This window comes from Naasia lichenicola (genome assembly GCF_004801885.1).
In the GTDB taxonomy this organism is placed as follows: Bacteria; Actinomycetota; Actinomycetes; order Actinomycetales; family Microbacteriaceae; genus Naasia; species Naasia lichenicola.
Map to the genome: position 1 here is coordinate 71,028 of NZ_SSSM01000002.1, position 19,894 is coordinate 90,921.

At 69.1% G+C, this 19,894-nt stretch carries 14 protein-coding genes; 4 read left to right on the plus strand and 10 right to left on the minus strand.

Going from position 1 to position 19,894, the window contains the following annotated elements:
- Positions 1 to 79 precede the first annotated feature (79 nt).
- The gene (locus E6C64_RS04595; RefSeq protein ID WP_136426469.1) at positions 80 to 1,534 is read right to left on the minus strand and encodes a M16 family metallopeptidase; all 1,455 of its coding nucleotides are present in this window, start codon (positions 1,532 to 1,534) and stop codon (positions 80 to 82) included.
- A gap of 269 nt (positions 1,535 to 1,803) precedes the next feature.
- Between E6C64_RS04595 and E6C64_RS04600 the strand changes: the two genes are divergently transcribed.
- Positions 1,804 to 2,400, plus strand: a complete 597-nt coding sequence (locus E6C64_RS04600) for a TetR/AcrR family transcriptional regulator (RefSeq protein WP_136426470.1) — start codon at positions 1,804 to 1,806, stop codon at positions 2,398 to 2,400.
- Positions 2,401 to 2,452: 52 nt separating this feature from the next.
- Here the strand turns inward: E6C64_RS04600 and E6C64_RS19345 are convergent, their stop codons facing one another.
- The 5 genes from E6C64_RS19345 to E6C64_RS04625 form a co-directional block, all read right to left on the minus strand.
- Positions 2,453 to 3,883 carry an aldo/keto reductase gene (locus E6C64_RS19345; RefSeq protein WP_233255469.1) on the minus strand — a complete coding sequence of 477 codons (1,431 nt, stop codon included), beginning with the start codon at positions 3,881 to 3,883 and terminating at the stop codon, positions 2,453 to 2,455.
- Positions 3,884 to 3,981: 98 nt separating this feature from the next.
- Positions 3,982 to 4,986, minus strand: coding sequence for an aldo/keto reductase (locus tag E6C64_RS04610; RefSeq protein WP_136426471.1), 1,005 nt, complete (start codon positions 4,984 to 4,986; stop codon positions 3,982 to 3,984).
- Between the two features lie 369 nt (positions 4,987 to 5,355).
- On the minus strand, positions 5,356 to 7,638 hold the full coding sequence (locus E6C64_RS04615) for a polyribonucleotide nucleotidyltransferase (protein WP_136426472.1): 2,283 nt from the start codon (positions 7,636 to 7,638) through the stop codon (positions 5,356 to 5,358).
- A 388-nt stretch (positions 7,639 to 8,026) separates the two neighbouring features.
- A complete protein-coding gene (locus E6C64_RS04620; protein ID WP_136426473.1) occupies positions 8,027 to 9,184 on the minus strand; it encodes a hypothetical protein in 1,158 nt (385 codons plus the stop codon).
- A 185-nt stretch (positions 9,185 to 9,369) separates the two neighbouring features.
- Positions 9,370 to 11,547 (minus strand): glutamine synthetase III family protein, encoded by a 2,178-nt coding sequence (locus E6C64_RS04625; RefSeq protein ID WP_136426474.1) that lies wholly within the window; start codon positions 11,545 to 11,547, stop codon positions 9,370 to 9,372.
- 326 nt (positions 11,548 to 11,873) lie between these two features.
- Between E6C64_RS04625 and E6C64_RS04630 the strand changes: the two genes are divergently transcribed.
- From E6C64_RS04630 to E6C64_RS04640, 3 genes are all read left to right on the plus strand, one after another.
- A complete protein-coding gene (locus E6C64_RS04630) occupies positions 11,874 to 13,139 on the plus strand; it encodes a sigma-54-dependent transcriptional regulator family protein (RefSeq protein WP_136426475.1) in 1,266 nt (421 codons plus the stop codon).
- A 269-nt stretch (positions 13,140 to 13,408) separates the two neighbouring features.
- A complete protein-coding gene (gene exaC / locus E6C64_RS04635; RefSeq protein WP_438941837.1) occupies positions 13,409 to 14,992 on the plus strand; it encodes an acetaldehyde dehydrogenase ExaC in 1,584 nt (527 codons plus the stop codon).
- A 140-nt stretch (positions 14,993 to 15,132) separates the two neighbouring features.
- Positions 15,133 to 15,543, plus strand: a complete 411-nt coding sequence (locus E6C64_RS04640; RefSeq protein WP_136426476.1) for a DUF779 domain-containing protein — start codon at positions 15,133 to 15,135, stop codon at positions 15,541 to 15,543.
- A gap of 83 nt (positions 15,544 to 15,626) precedes the next feature.
- Here the strand turns inward: E6C64_RS04640 and E6C64_RS04645 are convergent, their stop codons facing one another.
- From E6C64_RS04645 to E6C64_RS04660, 4 genes are read right to left on the minus strand one after another with little or no spacing between them, the layout of a single operon-like run.
- Positions 15,627 to 16,730: an ABC transporter ATP-binding protein gene (locus tag E6C64_RS04645; RefSeq protein WP_136426477.1), complete on the minus strand. Its 1,104-nt coding sequence runs from the start codon at positions 16,728 to 16,730 to the stop codon at positions 15,627 to 15,629.
- Entirely contained in the window at positions 16,727 to 17,635 is a 909-nt protein-coding gene (locus tag E6C64_RS04650; protein ID WP_136426478.1) for an ABC transporter permease, read from the minus strand. Before E6C64_RS04650 ends, E6C64_RS04645 begins: the two co-directional genes overlap by 4 nt.
- Complete coding sequence (locus E6C64_RS04655) at positions 17,632 to 18,591, minus strand: ABC transporter permease (protein WP_136426479.1); 960 nt, start codon at positions 18,589 to 18,591, stop codon at positions 17,632 to 17,634. Before E6C64_RS04655 ends, E6C64_RS04650 begins: the two co-directional genes overlap by 4 nt.
- Positions 18,592 to 18,595: 4 nt before the next feature.
- Entirely contained in the window at positions 18,596 to 19,729 is a 1,134-nt protein-coding gene (locus E6C64_RS04660; RefSeq protein WP_233255470.1) for an ABC transporter substrate-binding protein, read from the minus strand.
- Positions 19,730 to 19,894: the final 165 nt, after the last annotated feature.

Genomic DNA, 19,894 nt, shown 5'->3' on the forward strand with positions numbered 1-19,894 from the left:
TGCCTATCCAGTCTGATCCATCCGAGTGCACCGACCTGCACGGGTGGTGCGCCACAGCGCTGTTCCCGTGCGGCCGCGCTCAGACGGTGGCGATCGGCTCCGCCGCCACCGGCGCGGATTCCTCGGGCGCAGATCTCGTGGGCGCCGACTTCCGCTGAGCCGGTGCTGCGAAGGACGGCAGGGGCACGGACGGTACGGCGAGGACCGGCGCGAATGCGGCGGCATCCACCTTGCCGACCGACGCGACGCTCAGGGGACGCTCCGACAGCTCGACGGCGAGCTCCCGGACATCCTCGAGGGTCACGGAGTCGAGTCGTCGGACGACCTCGTCGAGATCGACGAACTCGCCCTGCGCCAGCTCGCTGCGACCGAGGCGGGACATCCGGGTGTCCGAGTCCTCGAGCGCCAGCGCGGACGAGCCGGACAGCTGGCCGACCGCCCGTCGCAGCTCATCCGGGGTGATGCCGTCGCGTGCCAGCACGCCGAGCTGATCGACGAGCAGCTCCGCGACCGACCCGGCCACCTTGGGCGAGCAGGCCGCGTACATGCCGAACACCCCCGCGTCCGAGAATCCGGCGGCGAACGAGTACACCGAATAGGCCAGCCCGCGGCGCTCCCGAACCTCCTGGAACAGTCGCGACGACATCCCGCCGCCGAACGCCGCGTTGAGCACGGACATCGTCGTCCGCCGCGGATCTGTGGAGACGAGCGCCGGTGCGCCGATCAGAAGGTGGGTCTGCTCGGTCGGCCGCTTGACCGCGACGATCGGCGAGCTGGAGGCGAGCGAGGCGGGGGTCGTCGGGCGGCGCGCGCGCGGCGCCGCTTCGACATCGAGCTGCCATCCCGCAGCACTCAGCGCGCGCTCCACCTGCGCGACGAGGACGTCGTGGTCGACTCCCCCGGCCGCGGTCACGACCAGGTCGGCTGGGGTATAGCGAGCCCGATAGTGGGCCGTGACGGCGTCTCGGGTGGCATCGCCGATGGTGGTCGGACTGCCGCCGATCGGTCGGCCGAGAGGATGGTCGCCGAGGACCGCCTCGAAGAAGCGCTCATTGGCGACGTCTCCGGGATCGTCCTCAGCACTCGCGAGCTCCTCGAGGATGACGCCGCGCTCGGTCTCGAACTCGTCGGGGTCGAGCAGCGAGGCCGCGACCATGTCGCTCAGCACGTCGACCGCCATGCCGAGATGCACATCGCGGATCTTCGCGTAGTAGCAGGTGTACTCCTTGGCGGTCACCGCATTGTGCTCGCCCCCGACCGAGTCGAACGCGACGGCGATGTCCAGAGCCGTGCGCGACGGCGTGCCCTTGAACAGGAGGTGCTCGAGGAAGTGGGTGGAGCCGAAGACCCCGTCCGTCTCATCGCGTGAGCCGACCGGCACCCAGAAGCCGACGGTGGCGCTCTGCGCTCCCGGCACCGCCTCGGTGAGGATGCGGAGCCCGCTCGGCAGGACCGTGCGGCGTACCGCGGTCCCCCCTGCCGCGGCGATCCGCAGATCGGGCTGTTCGAGAGGGAAGAGCACCGCGCCATTCATCGCAGATCACCCTACGGCACGCACTCGACGACCCCGATGTACCCCGGATTGGGGCCCGGACTTCTGGCGGACAGACCGACTTGTCTGTCCACACCTCTGGTAACGTCTCTTCCGCGCCGCTTCCTGCATTCGGCGCCCGGGGAACCCTACCCGGCTCGAGGGTCAACGGAAGAACCCCCCGTCTTCCCTGATCCGCAACGATTTCACCTCGCTGACATGCCGTGGTGATCGATAGAGAAGATCGCACAGCGATCAGGAGGAGAGACGCCATGGCGGCTGATGCCCCCATTCCAGCCGCCAGGCGTCCCTCTGCAGCAAAGATCCGGCTGCTCGAGGTCGCGGACGAGCTCTTCTACGCCGACGGCATCAACACGACCGGCATCGACCGCATCATCGCGGAGGCCTCGGTCACCAAGGCGACCTTCTACAAGCAGTACGGCTCGAAGGACGCACTCATCCTCGAGTACGTCGTCGGTCGCGACCGCCAGGTCCGCGAATCGCTCACCCAGCAGTCCGATGAGGACCGCGATCCCGAGAAGACGCTCCGCTCGCTGATCGCTGGAATCATCGGCGATACCGGCCGACCCGAATTCCGTGGCTGCCCGTTCCTCAACGCCGCTGCGGAGTTCCCCGATCCCCGCCACCCGGTCCGTCGCGCGGTCAGCGAGCATCGCGACTGGTTCACCTCCTACCTCGAGGATCACCTCGCGGCGATGGGGCACCCGACACCCGGCGCGGCGGCCGACGAGCTCTACCTGCTCCGCGACGGTGCCATGACGGGCGGCTACGCCGGCGACGAGATCGCCGCCACGTCTGCGCTCTCCCGAGCAGCCGAGCGGATCTTCGCGGAGATCGACCCGCGCTGAGCCGCGTCGGTCGGCGGTTCGGTTCCGCCGTCCGGTCAGCCGATACCGAACGTCAGCCCGCGCTGACGCGGTCGAGCAGCGCCACCTGGTGCCGGGTCAGGTTCAGCCGCGTCGCGGTGAGCAGGTCGGCCAGCTGCTCCGGCCGGCTGACACTCACGACCGGGGCGGTGACGAGCGGCTTGGTGAGCAGCCAGGCCAGCGCCACCGCTGCCAGGGAGCGGTCATGCTCCTCGGCGACGTCCTCGAGGGCGTCCAGGACGCGGAACCCTCGCTTGCTGGCGAACTGCGCCGCCCGGGTCGCCCGCGAATGCGCCTCCGACCCCCGTTCCCCCTTGACCCGCCCCCGGTACTTGCCGGTGAGGAAGCCGCTGGCGAGCGAGGAGAACGGAACGGCCGCGAGCTGCTGGGCGCGCACGACGGGGAACAGTCGCTGCTCGAACTCTTCGCGCTGCAGCAGGTTGTAGGGCACCTGGACGGCGACGAATCGCGGCAGGTCGAGCTGACCGGCCAGGATCCGGGCCTGCATGAGCCGGTCTCCGTCGAAGCCCGAGGCGGCCAGGTAGCGGACCTTGCCGCTGCGGACCAGGGCGTCGGCCGCGGTCAGGCTCTCCTCCAGCGGCACGGCCCGGTCGTCGAGATGGAAGTACAGCAGGTCGAGGTAGTCCACTCCGAGTCTCTGCAGCGATGCGTCGACCGACCTGGCGATGCTCTGGGCCGACAGGCCAGGGTTCTCCGAGCTCTGCGCGATCTTCGTGGAGAGCACCATCCGGTCGCGGGCCCCGCGATCGCGGAGCCAGGTGCCGATGACCGTCTCGCTGCGGCCAGCGGAATACGAATCGGCGGTGTCGATCGCGTTGCCGCCCGCCTCGAGGTAGGCGTCGAGGATCGCCATGCTGGCGTCGGCACCCGCGGTCCAGCCGAAGGTGCTCGCGCCGAGGATCAGCGGGAAGACGGCCAGCTCGCTGTCGCCCAGTCTGCGCATGCGGAGCGATCGGATGTCGGGGATCGGCCGTGTCTCGTCCGCTGCCATGGCGACGATCGAGCGGTCCACGACCTCGAGAGCCTGGCGCATGATCCGCTCGGCATCGGTGGCCGTGTCCGACGCCTCACGTGAGGCTTCGAACGAGGCGTCGTCCGTCGCGTCGGTGGCGACATGCGCGCCCACGCGAGCGGAAGCACGAGCGGTCGCCTCGACCTGCGCTCCGCTGCTCGCGGGGCTGCCTTTTGCAGCTTCGACCCCCGCGGATTCGACGCCCGCGGATTCGACGGCTGCAGGGGCGGCATCCTCCGCGCCGGATGCGACATCGTGCGTCTCCCGCCCTCCGGCAGAGGCGGCCAGCTGCTCGGCGAGCCGGATATCGCGACGTCGCACCCCGACGGTCTCGACACCCGCCGATCGCGTCGCGGAGCCCTCCTGGGCGAGCGACTCCGCGCCGTCCCGGGGCAGCACGGGGAGGGCGTCGTCATCCCGCGAATGCGTCACTCGACCCTCCTGTCCCCCGACCTGAGACACAGGGTACAGGCGTTCTCCCGCGCCTCGTCACGGCGCTCCCGGTCGACGCGGGACGCGGACGAGAGCGATCAGTTGGAGGCTTTGTCCAGCACGGCGAGGTGGTGTCGCTCGAGGCTGAGATCGACGGACGGAAGGAGGTCGAGCAGCTGCGGGCCGTCTGCGGCGCGGACGTTCACCGCCGCCACTTCGGGCCGGCTGAGCACCCACGCGAGGGCCACCCGCCCGATGTTCTCGCCGACCTCGTGCGATACGGTCTCGAGCGCGGCCAGCACCTTGTTGCCGCGACGGCCGACGTACTTGAGGGCGCCCACGAACATCGACGATGTGGGGCGGTCGTCCTTCGTGCGGAAGTCTCCGCGAAGGTAGCCGCTGGCCAGCGGCAGCCGAGCGATGACACCCAGGCCGTTCTCGTGCACGATGGGAGCGATCCGCTTCTCGAACTCGACGCGCTCCATGAGGTTGTACTCCGCCATGACGCTCTCCGGCATCGGCAAGCCGAGCGCAGCGCCGACCCGCAGGGCTTCGGCCAGTCGGGCACCCGAGAACTCGGACACGGAGAGATGGCGCACCTTGCCGGCCGCCATCGCCTCGGCCACCGCGGTCAACGACTCCTCGAGCGGCACATCGATGTCCTCGCCGTCGAAGGACAGCAGATCGATGTACGGGGTCCGCAGCCGCTCGAGCGACGCATCGATGGCCGCGCCGACGGATCGCGCCGAGAGCCCGGCGGCGTCGGGGTGCCGGCCGATCTTGGTCGCCACGATGAGACGGTCGCGCTGATGATGGCGATCGAGCCATGAGCCGATCATGACCTCGCTGCGGCCGCCCGCATAGTGATCGGCGGTGCTGATGAGGTTGCCGCCGGCGGCGAAGAACTCGTCGAGGACTTCGATCGTCGCCTCGAACCCGGCCGCCCAGCCGAAGACTGCACCGTCGATGGCGTAGGGGAAGACATTGAGGCCGGTCGAGCCGATCTGCCGGGTCACGGGATTGGGTGCCACAGCGTTCATCGCGACTCCCTCCGTCCAGTCCCGCATCCGCGAGGCCCCCGGCCGCACGTGGATCTCCGACACGCGCCCCCGTGTAAGGGCGACGCGCCCACGATACCGTCGATCGCCAGGCCGAGCGGCAGGCGCAGCGACCAAAGGGGGAGCATCGGGGTCAGCTCCTCGGCCGTCGCGAGGGGGACGCCGGAGCGATCAGTGGAAGCGGGTCTGTGCGATGGACCTGGCGATACTGCATGAAGCACCTTCTCGACTCGGGTGATCGATGGTCAGGCCAGCATGCCGCACTCCCCCGACAGCGACCCGAGAACCCGGCATCGATCGGAGCGATCCCGCCCGACGCTCCGTATCGCCGGAAGACGGCGCGGAGACGGCAAAGGCCCGCCCCGCACTGTGTTCGACACGGTGCGGCACGGGCCTTCGGAGCTACCTGGTCGTTCAGCCTTCGGCGGGTGCCTCAGGGCCGTCCGACGCGGCGACGCTGGACTGCGTGTCGCCGGGCTCGGTCGACTCATCGACGACCGGGCTCAGCGAGAGCTTTCCGCGGTCGTCGACCTTGGTGATCTCCACCTGGATCTTCTGGCCGACGCCGAGCACGTCCTCGACGTTCTCGACCCGCTTGCCACCGGCGAGCTTGCGCACCTCGGAGATGTGCAGCAGGCCGTCGCGGCCGGGCATGAGCGACACGAACGCGCCGAACGTGGCCAGCTTGACGACGGTGCCGAGGAACCGCTCGCCCACCTCGGGGTTGTGCGGGTTGGCGATGGCGTTGACCGCGCTGCGCGCAGCCTCGGCCGACTCGCCGTCGACGGCACCGATGTAGACGGTGCCGTCCTCCTCGATGGAGATGTCGGCTCCGGTGTCGTCCTGGATCTGGTTGATCGTCTTGCCCTTCGGGCCGATCAGCTCGCCGATCTTGTCGACGGGGATCTGCACGGAGATGACGCGCGGTGCGGTCATCGCCATCTCGTCCGGTCCGTCGATGGCTGCGTTCAGCACGGCCAGGATCGCGGTGCGCGCTTCCTTGGCCTGCTTGAGCGCGCCGTCGAGCACCGACGACGGGATGCCGTCGAGCTTGGTGTCGAGCTGGATCGCGGTGACGAACTCGGAGGTGCCGGCGACCTTGAAGTCCATGTCGCCGAGCGCGTCCTCGGCCCCCAGGATGTCGGTCAGCGCCGCATAGCGGGTCTCACCGTCGACCGTGTCGGAGACGAGGCCCATCGCGATGCCGGCGACGGGTGCGCGCAGCGGCACACCGGCGTTGAGCAGCGAGAGGGTCGAGGCGCAGACCGAGCCCATGGAGGTCGAGCCGTTGGAGCTGAGAGCCTCGGACACCTGGCGGATCGCGTAGGGGAACTCCTCGCGCGACGGCAGCACCGGCACGAGGGCGCGCTCGGCGAGGAAGCCGTGCCCGATCTCGCGACGCTTGGGGCTGCCGACCCGGCCGGTCTCACCGGTCGAGTAGGGCGGGAAGTTGTAGTGGTGCAGGTAGCGCTTCTTCGTCACGGGGGCGAGGGAGTCGATCTGCTGCTCCATCTTGAGCATGTTCAGCGTGGTGACACCCAGGATCTGGGTCTCTCCGCGCTGGAAGATCGCCGAGCCGTGCACGCGCGGGATGACCTGGACCTCGGCGTCGAGCGCACGGATGTCGCTCAGGCCACGGCCGTCGATGCGCACGCCCTCGGTGAGGATGCGTCCGCGGACGACCTTCTTGGTGACCGACTTGTAGGCGGCGGACACCATGGGCGGGATCTCTCCGCCGAGCTCGCCGGCCTCGACCTTGGCCTGGATGGCGGCCTTGACGCGCTCCTTGAGGGAGTCGTCGGCGCTCTGGCGCTCGATCTTGTCGGCGATCTGGTAGATCGAGGCGAGCTCGGTCTCCGCCTCAGCGGCCACGGCCGCGAAGGCCTCGGGGCTGTAGGGCAGGAAGACGGGGTAGTCCGCGATCTCCTTGGCCGATTGGGCGGCCATCTCGGCCTGAGCCTTGATCAGCTGCTTGAGGAAGGGCTTCGACGCCTCGAGTCCGGCGGCGACGACCGCCTCGTCGGGCTTGGTGGCGCCGCCCTGGATGAGGCCCCACGAGTGCTCGGTGGCCTCGGCCTCGACCATCATGATCGCGACATCCTCGTTGCCTGCGGAGTCGGTGACCAGGCGGCCGGCGACCGTGAGGTCGAAGACCGCGCGCTCGAGCTGCTCGAACTTGGGGAACGCGACCCACTGGCCGTCGATCAGGGCGAGACGGATGCCGCCGATCGGGCCGCTGAAGGGCAGACCGGAGATCTGGGTGGACGCGGAGGCCGCGTTGATCGCCAGGGCGTCGTAGAACTCGCCGGGGGCGATGGACAGCACGGTGATGACGATCTGGACCTCGTTGCGCAGGCCCTCCTTGAACGACGGGCGCAGCGGCCGGTCGATGAGGCGGCAGACGAGGATGGCCTCGGTCGACGGACGTCCCTCACGGCGGAAGAACGATCCGGGGATCTTCCCTGCGGCGTACGAGCGCTCCTCGACATCCACCGTCAGCGGGAAGAAGTCGAAGTTGTCCTTCGGGTGCTTGCTGGCGCTGGTGGCGGACAGCAGCATGGTGTCCTCGTCGAGGTAGGCGGCGACTGCCCCCTGAGCCTGCTGCGCGAGGCGGCCGGTCTCGAACCGGATGGTGCGCTTGCCGAACTTGCCGTTATCCAGCACTGCTTCGGCGAACTTGATTTCTGGACCCTCCAAGAGTCACTCTCCTTTGCTTCGCCGCCCGCGCCGAATGGCGCAGGGCGGACTGTGAGCCCACGCCTCGAGGCGGGGGCTTCGTTCAGCTACAGAGCAGACGTGACGGCAGGAAAGAGCGAGGCAAGTCCGATTGCGGACTTCTGGTCATCAGTAGAAGAACTCCACGCCGAACGGGATTCGAGGAATGCCTCGACGATGAGCCGTGAGAAAGGAATCAGGTGCTCGGTCCCGGTGTTGGAAATCCACCACTAACGACCAGCTTCCAGCCGATCTGCTCTAGTGGAGCCTGCCTCTTCCGAGGCGGGCAACTCGAACATTCTAGCCGGATCGGGCTCATCGCACACGGTCAGGGCGCGCGGAGCATCCCCAGCCCGCTCGCGGGGTCCGGTCAGGACCAGTTGAAGAGCTGGACGAGCAGCACCATCCGGTCGCCGCCGCCGTACTGCAGGTAGTAGATCGCCGCGCGGGCCGCAGTGGTGATGGCGAGCAGCAGGTGCAGGTATCCGAGGGCTGCCGCCGCCCCCGCCGCCGCACGGCCGAGCTTCGCCGATCCCTGCGGCCGCGTCGCGGTGAGGCCGACTCCGGCGAGCACGATAACGAGCACCGAGAGCACGACCCGGATGCCGAGCCCGACGAGTCCCACGTAGCCGATGACCGAGGAACCCAGGGCCAGGCCGGGGACGGTCAGCATCGAGGTCGCGAGCATGGTGCTGATGATCTCGCCGGCGATGACGCCGATGCTGAGCACGATGGCGAAGACCAGCCCGGTGACCGCCGCCCCGCTGCGACGCGGCGCAGGCGCGAAGTACTCGGCGTCGGAGTAGCCGTCGGACAGCCCCGGGTATGCGCTCTGCTGGCCGGTCTGCGGCTGCGAGTACTGACCTGTCGCGGGATAGCCGCCTGTCGCGGGATAGCCGCCCGTCGCGGGATACCCGCCCGTCACGGGCGGGTAGCCGCCGGTCTGCTGCTCGTAGGCGGCCGGCTGCTGCACTCCGGTCTGCTGCGGCGTGGGCTGGGAGATCGGCTGGCCGTAGAGATCGGTGGGCTGCCGGTAGTCCTGGCCGTAGTCCGTGCCGTAGTCCTGGGCGTAGTCCTGTCCTGCGGGCGGGAACTGACCGGTCTGATACGCCGGCTGACCGTATGCGCGACCTTGGCCGTAGGCCTGCTCCGGCTGCCCGTAGGGCCGCTGGTCGGGCTGACCATACGGCTGCTGCTGACCGTAGGGCTGCTGAGCCTGAGGCCCCGTGCCCTGCCCCTGCTGACCCTGCTGGCCCTGCCCCTGCTGGCCCTGAGGTCCTGTGCCGGTCGGATCCTGCGCACCGCGCGAGTACGGCGCGCTGCCGGTGGGGCCGGTGCCCTGCGCTCCTCCGGTCTGCCCCCACCGGTCCTGCTCACGGTAGGCGCTGCCGAATTGCGGATCGCTGCTCGGATGCGGGTAGCCGTCGAACTCTCGCCGCGGAGTCGACCACGCGCGCTGCGGAGCCGAGTCATCCGACCTGGCCCGTTCCCTCTGCAGATAGTCGGAGGGCGTGGGCTCGTAGGTCACTCAGCCACCGTATGCCAATCCATGCACGCCGATCCAACCTGTTTCACGGAGTTAACGTGCGCCACGCCGACGGCGGCGGAAACGACCCCGTAGACGACGAACTGCCCAGTTCTGCCGCCCGGATCGCGTCCGGAGCGGCAGAACTGGGCAGGTCACGGCTGAAGGCTCAGCGCGCGCGGATCGGGCTACAGGACGTAGAGCATCTCCTGGTAGGTCGGCAGCGGCCAGAGGTCGTCGGCCACGATCTCCTCGAGCGCGTCGGCGGCGGCGCGCACGGCGAGCATCGCGGGCAGCAGCTCGTCCTGCGCGTGCTTGGCCTCGGCCCACGCATCGTGCGGCAGCTCGGCGGCCAGCGCCGACTTGAGCGTCGCGAGCGCGGCCCTCAGCTCGGAGATCGGAGCACTGACCTCATCGAGCGCGGTGGTGTCCGCCTCGACCCCGACGGCCTTGAGGGCGCCGACGTTGACCGCGACCTCGGTCTGGTAGCGGACCGCGGCGGGCAGGATGACCGTCGCGCCGATCTCGGCCGTCAGCCGCGCCTCGACGCCGACCGTCAGGATGTACTGCTCGAGACCGATCTCGTAGCGGCTGTGCATCTCGCGGTGGTTGAAGACCTTGTACTTCTGGAACAGCTCGAGCGCGGGCTCGGTGATCAGCTCGGGCAGGGCGTCGAGGGTGGTCTTGAGGTTCTTGAGGCCCCGCTTCTCCGCCTCGATCGGCCACTCGGCCGAGTAGCCGTTGCCGTTGAAGACGACCGCGCCGTGCTCCGTGATGATCTCGGTGAGCAGGGTCTGGACCGCCGCGTCGAAGTCGGTTCCCTCGGCGACCGCCGCCTCGAGCTTGTTCGCGATGTAGTCGAGCGAGTCGGCCATGATCGTGTTGATCGTGGTCATCGGCGCGGCGACGGTCTGCAGCGATCCCGGGGCGCGGAACTCGAACCGGTTGCCGGTGAAGGCGAACGGGCTCGTGCGGTTGCGGTCTCCGGGGTCGGTGGGCAGCACCGGCAGGGTGTCGACGCCGATGGTCATCTTGCCCTTGCCCTTGGACGAGGTCAGCGAGCCCTTGGCGATCTGGTCGAAGATGTCGGCGAGCTGGTCGCCGAGGAAGATCGAGATGATCGCCGGCGGCGCCTCGTTCGCGCCGAGGCGGTGATCGTTCGAGGCCGAGGCGACCGACGCGCGCAGCAGTCCGCCGTACAGGTGCACCGCGCGGATGGTGGCGGCGCAGAAGACGAGGAACTGGGCGTTGTCGTGCGGGTTGTCGCCGGGCACGAAGAGGCTGCCGAGCTCGTTGTTGCCGAGCGAGAAGTTGACGTGCTTGCCCGATCCGTTGACGCCCGAGAACGGCTTCTCGTGGAAGAGGATCTCCATGCCGTGCTTCTTGGCGATCGTCTTGAAGGTCGTCATCAGCAGCTGCTGGTGATCGGAGGCCACGTTGCCGCGCTCGAACATGGGCGCGATCTCGAACTGGCCGGGGGCGACCTCGTTGTGGCGGGTCTTCGCCGGGATGCCGAGCTTGAACAGCTCGCGCTCGGTGTCCATCATGAAGCCGAGCACGCGCTCGGGGATGGCGCCGAAGTAGTGGTCGTCGAACTCCTGGCCCTTGGGCGGCTTCGCGCCGAACAGGGTGCGTCCCGCGTTCAGCAGGTCGGGGCGGGCGAGGAAGAAGTGGCGGTCGACCAGGAAGTACTCCTGCTCGGGGCCGCAGAACGAGACGACGTGGTTGAGGTTCGTGTGGCCGAACAGCTTGAGGATGCGCTCGGCCTGCTCGCCCATGGCCTGCTGCGAGCGCAGCAGCGGCGTCTTGTGGTCGAGGGCCTCACCCGTCATCGAGATGAAGACGGTGGGGATGCAGAGGGTGTTGCCGTTCGGGTTCTCGAGCACGTAGGCGGGGCTCGTGACGTCCCAGCCGGTGTAGCCGCGGGCCTCGAACGTGTTGCGCAGCCCGCCGTTCGGGAAGCTGGATGCGTCGGGCTCGCCCTGGACCAGCGTCTTGCCCGCGAACTCGGCGATCGCCGTGCCGTCCGACTCGGGCTCCAGGAAGCTGTCGTGCTTCTCGGCGGTCAGGCCGGTCAGCGGGTAGAAGACGTGCGCGTAGTGGGTGGCGCCCTTCTCCAGCGCCCAGTCCTTCATCGCGGAGGCCACGGCGTCGGCGACCAGTGGGTCGAGCTTGACCCCGTGCTCGATGGTGGCGATGACGGACTTGTAGACCGACTTCGGCAGACGCTGCTTCATGACGACCTTGTTGAAGACGTTCTCACCGAACACCTGGCCGGGCGCTTCCTCGCCGACGAAGCTGACGGTGGGGGGCACGTAGGCCTCGACGTCCTTGAGTGCCTGGAGGCGAGCGGCATTTCCTGTCATGTGGGTCTTCCCTTTTTCGACGCGACGCTGCGGTCCGCGCGAGTCAGCGGAATCCGTTGGCGCAAATCTACGAACCGGGTGTGCCAGGCATGTTTCGGCCGTGTGTCGTCTTCTGACGCATTCGCCATGGAGATGCCCTGCCGGCCCATGCCGACGAACGAAGGCCGACGATCGAGTGCCGATGATCGGCGCCGATCCGTCACTGCTCGCGTGCGGCCGATCGTCGACGCGAAGGGGTCCGCGCAGGAGCTGGTCTTCCCGGCAGGCGGCGAGCGTATTATTCGCACGTCGACCGGAGGGGTCCTCCGGCTTCCCGATCGATGACGATGGGTGGTGACGCAGTGCGCAATCCCTGGCTCGCCTCGCCCGGATCAGCCGTCCCCGTCGGACGGGCGCCGCGGGCTCTGGTCGCCGAGTCGTGGAAACGGGCGCTGGTCCGGCTCGATCCCGAGCGGGTCGCTGCTCCCCTCGTCTACTCCGAGGAGGAGCTGCTCGAGCGCCGTCGACTGCACCCCCTCACCCCTGCCCTGCCGGTGATCCGCCAGCTGCTGGTGCGCGACGCGGATGAGGACAGCCAGGTCCTCGTGGCCGTCGGCGACGAGGCAGGCAGGCTGCTCTGGGTCGAGGGCGATCCCGTGCTGCGCCGACGGGCGGAGGGGATGCACTTCATGGCCGGTGCCGGCTGGTCGGAATCCGACGTCGGCACGTCCGCACCGGGAACCGCGCTCGCCCTCGATCACGGGATCCAGATCCACGGAGCGGAGCACTTCGCATTCGCCGTCCAGCCATGGAGCTGCACCGCGGTGCCCGTGCACGATCCCGAGACGCGCGCGATCATCGGCGTCCTCGACATCACGGGCGGATCGGATGTCGTCGCTCCGCACACGCTGCCGATGATCGAGGCCGCTGTCGCCGCCGTGGAGCGGGAGCTGCTCGTGCATCGGCTGAGGGCGGCGGCGGAGCGCCCGCTCCGCCGCTCGCCGCGTCGGCGCATCGAGACCGCCCCGTCGCTGCGGGCCCTGGGTCGCGATGCGGCGACGGTCACCGCCAACGGCCGCACGACGGCGCTCAGCGCGCGGCACAGCGAGATCATGACGCTGCTGGCCTGGAATCCGTCGGGGATCGGCGCCGAGCGACTGGCCGAGCTCGTCTACGACCGGGACGACGCCACGGTCACCCTCCGCGCCGAGATGGTGCGGCTGCGCAGGGCCCTGCACGACGCGGCGCCGGCTCTCGAGCCGCTGGCCCGGCCGTACCGGCTGCCGTCGGGTGTCGAGCTCGACGTCGCCAACGTGGTCGGCCTGCTGGATCGGGGCGCGCATCGCGCTGCCGTCACCGCCTGGTCGGGCGGGCCGCTCCCTGGCTCGTCGGCGCCCGGCATCGTCCAGCTGCGGGATGAGGTGGCCAGCCGCATCCGTGAGGCGCTGCTCGACTGCGCCGCTCCCGATGTGCTCCTGGCCTGGGCGAACACCCCCGACGGCGCGGACGACGAGCGGATCTGGCGCGCCGCCCTGCACGGCCTGCCCCGCCACTCCCCCAAGCGCGCTGGCGTCGTGGCCCACCTCGAGCTCCTCGAGCAGCACTCCTCCTGAATGTGTACGTTCCGGCCCGATACCTACGTAATTCCGTAGGTATCCGCGGGGATCGTAGGTACTCCTCGATATCCACCGCCGTCCGGACCGCTTCTCTCCGCTCCCAGGAGCACCTACGAAAGCGGCGAATGTGCACGAAATTACGTGCACATTCGGCCGGAACGTAGGAATGGCGGAGCGCAATCTGTTGCAACTCGTGCGCGCGTAGCGTCGGGCTCGAACGACGCGCGAACCCGTGCGCCCGACGACGACGTCGATGGAGGACATCCGTGACACTCACCGCTGACTCAGCACTCGAACAGCAGCCGGAGGAGACGCCCAAGGCGAGCTCGACGGTCTACGCCCAGCCGGGCACCGCAGGGGCGGTGATGAGCTACAGGGGCCGCTACGACAACTTCATCGGCGGAGAGTACGTCCCGCCGGCCAACGGCAAGTACTTCGAGGACATCACCCCGGTCACCGGCAAGCCGTTCTGCGAGATCGCCCGCGGCACCGCACCCGACGTCGACGCGGCCGTCGCCGCCGGCTGGAAGGCCTTCCCCGCCTGGGGCAAGACGAGCCCGGCCGAGCGAGCCAACATCCTCAACAAGATCGCCGACCGGATGGAGCAGAACCTCGAGCTGCTCGCCGTCGCCGAGACGTGGGAGAACGGCAAGCCCGTCCGCGAGACGCTGGCCGCCGACATCCCCCTCGCCATCGACCACTTCCGCTACTTCGCCGGCGCTCTGCGCGCCCAGGAGGGCGGCGTCTCGGTGATCGACGAGGACACCATCGCGTATCACTTCCACGAGCCGCTCGGCGTGGTCGGCCAGATCATCCCCTGGAACTTCCCGATCCTCATGGCGGTCTGGAAGCTCGCCCCCGCTCTCGCCGCCGGCAACTGCATCGTCCTCAAGCCGGCCGAGCAGACCCCCGCGTCGATCCATGTCTGGATGGATCTAGTCCGCGATCTGCTGCCCCCGGGAGTGCTCAACATCGTCAACGGCTTCGGCATCGAGGCGGGCGCACCGCTGGCCTCGAACCCGAAGATCCGCAAGATCGCCTTCACGGGCGAGACGACGACCGGTCGCCTGATCATGCAGTACGCGAGCGAGAACCTGATCCCGGTCACGCTGGAGCTCGGAGGCAAGAGCCCCAACGTGTTCTTCGAGGACGTCGCGGCACAGAAGGACTCGTTCTACGACAAGGCGCTCGAGGGCTTCACCTTCTTCGCCCTCAATCAGGGCGAGGTGTGCACCTGCCCGTCACGGGCGCTGGTGCAGAAGTCGATCTACGACGGCTTCGTCGCCGACGGCCTCGACCGCGTGAAGAAGGTCAAGCAGGGCAACCCGCTCGACCTGTCGACGATGATCGGCGCCCAGGCCTCCAATGACCAGCTGGAGAAGATCCTCAGCTACATGGACATCGGCAAACAGGAGGGCGCCAAGCTGCTGATCGGCGGCGAGCGCGCCGATCTCGGCGGAGACCTGACAGACGGCTACTACGTGCAGCCGACGGTCTTCGAGGGCCAGAACAAGATGCGCATCTTCCAGGAGGAGATCTTCGGACCGGTGCTCGCGCTCACGAGCTTCACCGACTTCGACGACGCCATCTCGATCGCCAACGACACGCTCTACGGCCTCGGCGCAGGGGTCTGGAGCCGCAACGGCTCGCAGCTCTACCGAGCCGGCCGTGCCATCGAGGCGGGGCGTGTCTGGTCGAACACCTACCACCAGTACCCGGCGCACGCGGCGTTCGGCGGCTACAAGCAGTCGGGCATCGGACGCGAGAACCACAAGATGATGCTCGACCACTACCAGCAGACCAAGAACCTGCTGGTGTCCTACGCGGAGGGCCCCATGGGCTTCTTCTGATCCCGCATCATCCATGCACGGCCGGGGCGAGCGCAGCGCGCGTTCGTCCCGGCCGTCCGGCCCGTCTGATGGACACGGTGACCTGTGTTCCCGTCGGGAGGCCCACAATGACCGCGGTCGAAGAGGACAGAGGAGATGCAATGACGAGCAGGAGAGTGGATGTCACCCCGGCCGCTGCCGGGATGCTCCAGGAGCTGGCGGCGACCAACGGGCCGCTGATGTTCCATCAGTCGGGGGGCTGCTGCGACGGCTCCTCCCCCATGTGCTACCCGGTGGGCATGTTCCGCACCGGCCAGTCGGATGTCCTCCTCGGCGCGCTCGAGGTCGAGGGGATCGCCCCGGTCGAGGTGTTCATGTCGAAGTCGCAGTTCGAGTACTGGAAGTACACCCACCTGACGATCGACCTCGTGAACGGGCGCGGATCGGGCTTCTCCCTCGAGGCGCCCGAGGGCAAGCGGTTCATGATCCGCTCGCGGATGCTGACCGACGAGGAGCTGGACTTCTTCGGCCTGATCCCTGCCGTCCCGGACACGGCAGCCGCCCTGACCTGACGACTCGGCAACAACCTCGAATTGCCACTAATGGCTCCCAAACTGCGCATTTGGGAGCCATTTGTGGCAATTCGGGGACGTTGCTATGCCGGCCTTACGGCGACCGCGGTGCCGCGGAGGCGGATGCCGACCGCGGTGCCGCGGAGGCGGATGCCGACCGCGTCGCCGACGGCGGTCTTGAGCTCCGCCTCGTGCTGGATGAGCAGCTCGGTGCCGTCCTCGAGGATCACGCGGGTACGACGGTGCGAGCCGAGGAAGCTCGTGCCGGTCACGATCGCGGCCGAACCCGTGCCGGGCGCGCCGATCAGCACATCCTCCGGGCGCACGCTGGCGAGGACGGGTCCGGTCGGCACCGAGGGGTCGAGCAGCGCCAGCGTCGTGCCGAGCAGCTCCACCTGACCGCCGAGCACTGTCCCCGGAACCTGGTTGGACAGGCCGATGAAGTCCGCCACGAACGCCGTCGCCGGCTGGCCGTAGAGCTCCTCGGGCGTGCCGATCTGCTCGATGTTCCCCGCCCGCATCACGGCGACCCGGTCGGCCACCGCGAGGGCCTCCTCCTGGTCGTGCGTGACGAAGAGGGTCGTGATGCCGAGCTCGGTCTGGATGCTCCGGATCTGGTCGCGCAGCTGCACGCGCACCTTCGCGTCGAGGGCCGAGAGCGGCTCGTCGAGCAGCAGCACGCGCGGACGCGTGACCAGCGCCCGGGCGAGCGCCACCCGCTGCTGCTGGCCACCGGAGAGCTGATGCGCATAGCGCGCCCCTCGCTCGCCGAGGCCGACCATGTCGAGCGCCTCGGCGGCCCGCGAGCGCCGCTCGGCCGCTGGCACCCTGCGCATCCGCAGGCCGAACTCCACGTTCTCCTGCGCGGTGAGGTGCGGGAACAGCGAGTACGACTGGAAGACCATGCCCACGTCGCGCAGATTGGTCGGGGTGCGAGAGACGTCCTCGCCGTCGAACCGGATCTGTCCGCCGTCGATGCCCTCGAGGCCGGCGATGGCGCGGAGCGCAGTCGTCTTGCCGCAGCCGGACGGGCCGAGCAGTGCGACGAACTCGCCGGACTGCACGTCGAGGCTCACGCCATCGAGCGCCCGGTGACCCGGGTACTCCTTGACGACGGTGTCGAGCTCGACGGACACAGCTCGGATCTGGGTGTCGGCGCTGGACGACGGGGCGGTGGCGAGGCTCATGAGCTGGCTCCTGGAACGAGTGGCGCGGACGGTGTGGGAGTGGTGGCTGCGGCGACCGCCGAGCGCGGCCGGCGGGCGGCTCGGGGCGGCTTGGGAGTGCGGCCCGATCCGGCCGTGCCCGAGCCGACCCTGCCGAGCACGAACAGCAGGATGCCGACGAAGATCAGCGCGAGCAGCGCGAAGATCACCGCGGTGAAGGGGTCGTTCTTGCTGATCAGCACGAGAGCCGTCTGCAGATTCACCCGGTTGAGCAGCGACGCGATCGTGTACTCGCCGAGCACGACGGCGAGCGCGATGATGGCGGCCGCCAGCACCCCGCGGCGCAGGCTGGGCAGCAGCACCCGGAGGAACACCGTGATCCAGCCGGCGCCGAGGGAGCGGGCCGCCTCGCTCAGGGTCTTCGCGTCGAACGCGTCGAGATTGGACTGGATCGCCCGATAGGCGAACGGCAGCACGGTGATGCCGTAGGCGAAGGACAGCGGCCAGACGCCGCTGCCGAAGATGCGGGCGACCACCGAGTAGACGGGCGCCAGGCCGACGACCAGCACGATCGCGGGCACGCTGATCGGCAGCAGGCAGAGGAACTCGACCGCACGGCGCAGGAACGGGAAGCGCAGCTGCACGAGGATCAGCGTCGGCACCAGGATCGCCAGCGTCAGCAGCACGGTGATCACCGCGAGCAGCGCGGAGTTCGCGAGCCCCGTCCAGATGGGTCGGTACGACGCATCGAGCTGACCGGAGAACACTGCGATCCAGCGGTCGAGCGTGTAGCCGCCCGCGAGACCTCCGCGGAGGGTGAACTCCACCATGGACAGGATCGGCACCGCGAAGACGAGTCCGACGAGAACGAGGATGACGGTGCGCGCTGCCGCCTTCGGTGCGTGCGCGGGCGGGACGTGGCTCATCGCTGCCACCTCGCGGCCCGACGCTGCAGCAGTGCGTACAGGGTCATCACGACGGCCATCACGACGATCATTCCGAGGGCCAGCGCGCCGGCCAGGTTCTCGCGGCCGAGCACCGTCTCGCTGGTGAGCGCCGCGCGGATCTGCAGGGGCACGATCCCCGCCCCCTGGCTGGTGAGCGCCGCCGCCGTCGCGTATGACGAGAAGGAGTTGGCGAACAGCAGCAGGAAGCTGCCGAGCAGCGATGGCGCGAGCACGGGGAGGGCGATCCGCGTCCAGTACACGCGGGCCGTGCCGCCGAGGGTGGCATTGGCCTCCGCCCACTGCGGCTTGAGCCCTTCGAGAGCGGGCAGGAACGTGATCACCATGAGGGGCACCTGGAAGTAGATGTAGGGCAGGATCAGGCCGGGAACCTCGTAGAGCCAGACCCCGTCGGCGAAGATGTCGATGCCGAAGGTCGTCTCGAGCCAGACCTTGAAGAAGCCCTGGATGCCGATCGTCGCGACGAACGCGAAGGCGAGCATGACCCCGCCGAACTGGGCGAGCACGCCGCTGATGGCATCGACCGTCGAGCGCAGGGGGCCCTCGGGGTTCGCGCCGAGCAGCGCGTAGCAGACCAGTCCGCCCACGATCACTCCGACGAGCGCCGTGACGGCCGAGATGCCGAAGGATGCGCCGAAGCCGCTGAGCACGAACGGGTCGCCCAGGGCCTCGACGTTCGTGAGCGTGAACGAGCCGTCGCCGTCGAGGAAGCCGGTGCCGAGGGCGAGCAGGGTGGGCACCGCCAGGAAGAGCAGCACCCAGACGGCGAACGGAAGCAGTCCGATGCCCGCGGGTGTGAGGAGTGCGGGTCGGGAGAGGCGCAGACGCCGAGGCCGCCGGCCCTGCGGCGGGGAGATCGTCCCCGAGGCAGGACCAGCGGCGGTGGCGACCGGCGCGGAGGATGCCACGCTGGTCATCTGACTACTGGACTGCCGTGGCCCACGCGGTGCCGAGCAGGGTCGAGGCGGCCTCGCTCTGCTCTGCGGTCGGGACGACCGTCTCCTCGGGGGTCTCCGGAAGAGCGGCGAACAGCGCGTCGTCGATCGTTCCGGCGGTCTCCATCGCCTCGGCGCGGACCGGACGGGCGCCGCCCTTCAGCCAGAGGTTCTGCACCTCGTCGCTGTAGAGGAACTCCTGCCAGAGGCGCGCTGCGGCCGGGTGCGGCGCGTCGGCGTTGATCGCCTGGTTGTAGTAGCCCGCGTAGCCGGTGCCCGGGAAGACCACGACCTTCCAGTTGCGCTGGCCCTCGAGCTGCGTGCCGTAGCCCACGTTGAGGTAGTCCCAGTCGAAGACGACGGGGGTCTCGCCGGAGGCGATGGTGGCGGGGGTCGGGTCGATCTTCACGAAGTTGCCTGCGGCGTTGAGCTCCTGGAAGAAGTCGATGCCGGCCTGGAAGTCGTCGACCGATCCGCCGTTCTGCACCGCGGCGAGGCCGACGGCCGCGAATGCCGCACCCGCCTGGGTCGGGTCGCCGTTGATCGCGACCTTGCCCTTGTAGTCGGCGCCGAGGAGGTCCTCGAGCGAGTCGGGGGCGGGCACGGCGTCGGGGTCGTAGCCGACGGCCATGTATCCGCCGTAGTCGCCCGTGTACAGACCCGACTGCTCCTTGAGCGCGTCGGGGATGTCATCCCAGCCGGCCACCTTGTAGGGCGCGAACGAGTCGGTGTTGGCGAGGGCGACAGCGAGTCCGACGTCGAACACGTCGGGCGCGGTGTCCTGGCCCTTGAGGTTCTCGGCGGCCTGCAGCTCCTCGGCGCTGGACGCGTCGGGAGTGGCCTCGTTCAGGGCGATCTCCGGGTACTTCTCCGCCCAGAGGTCGAGGATCTCGCCGTAGTTGGCCCAGTCGCGCGGAAGCGCGATGACGTTGAGCGAGCCTTCCGACTTGGCCGCCTCTTCGAGGGCGGCCAGATCGCCGAAGTCGGCGAGGCTGGTGGCCGCGGCAGCGTCGGTGCCGTCGGTCGATGCGCCCGCCGTGTCGCTGGAGCAGCCCGCGAGGGCCAGTCCGGACACGGTGAGCAGGGCGAGGGTTGCGAGCGCGGTGCGCTTGCGGATCACGTTGTCCTCCGATTCATCCCCGCGAGCGGCCCGAGCTGTGGATCGGGCGACTGCACTCGGCGGGGACGGCCCTGAACCTATGGATCGCCGGGTAACCGGCCATGGATCGCAGGTGAACGGAAGGCGACGCCGAGCTAGCGGGTTGACTTCGGACGCAGGCGGCCT

What these genes read in the sequence shown, in the direction of transcription:
- E6C64_RS04645 (WP_136426477.1), bottom strand. Translation starts at nt 16,730, where the DNA reads ATGAGCCTCGCCACCGCCCCGTCGTCCAGCGCCGACACCCAGATCCGA.
- E6C64_RS04650 (WP_136426478.1), bottom strand. Translation starts at nt 17,635, where the DNA reads ATGAGCCACGTCCCGCCCGCGCACGCACCGAAGGCGGCAGCGCGCACC.
- E6C64_RS04630 (WP_136426475.1), top strand. Translation starts at nt 11,874, where the DNA reads ATGGGTGGTGACGCAGTGCGCAATCCCTGGCTCGCCTCGCCCGGATCA.
- E6C64_RS04655 (WP_136426479.1), bottom strand. Translation starts at nt 18,591, where the DNA reads ATGACCAGCGTGGCATCCTCCGCGCCGGTCGCCACCGCCGCTGGTCCT.
- E6C64_RS04640 (WP_136426476.1), top strand. Translation starts at nt 15,133, where the DNA reads ATGACGAGCAGGAGAGTGGATGTCACCCCGGCCGCTGCCGGGATGCTC.
- E6C64_RS04600 (WP_136426470.1), top strand. Translation starts at nt 1,804, where the DNA reads ATGGCGGCTGATGCCCCCATTCCAGCCGCCAGGCGTCCCTCTGCAGCA.
- E6C64_RS04625 (WP_136426474.1), bottom strand. Translation starts at nt 11,547, where the DNA reads ATGACAGGAAATGCCGCTCGCCTCCAGGCACTCAAGGACGTCGAGGCC.
- E6C64_RS04595 (WP_136426469.1), bottom strand. Translation starts at nt 1,534, where the DNA reads ATGAATGGCGCGGTGCTCTTCCCTCTCGAACAGCCCGATCTGCGGATC.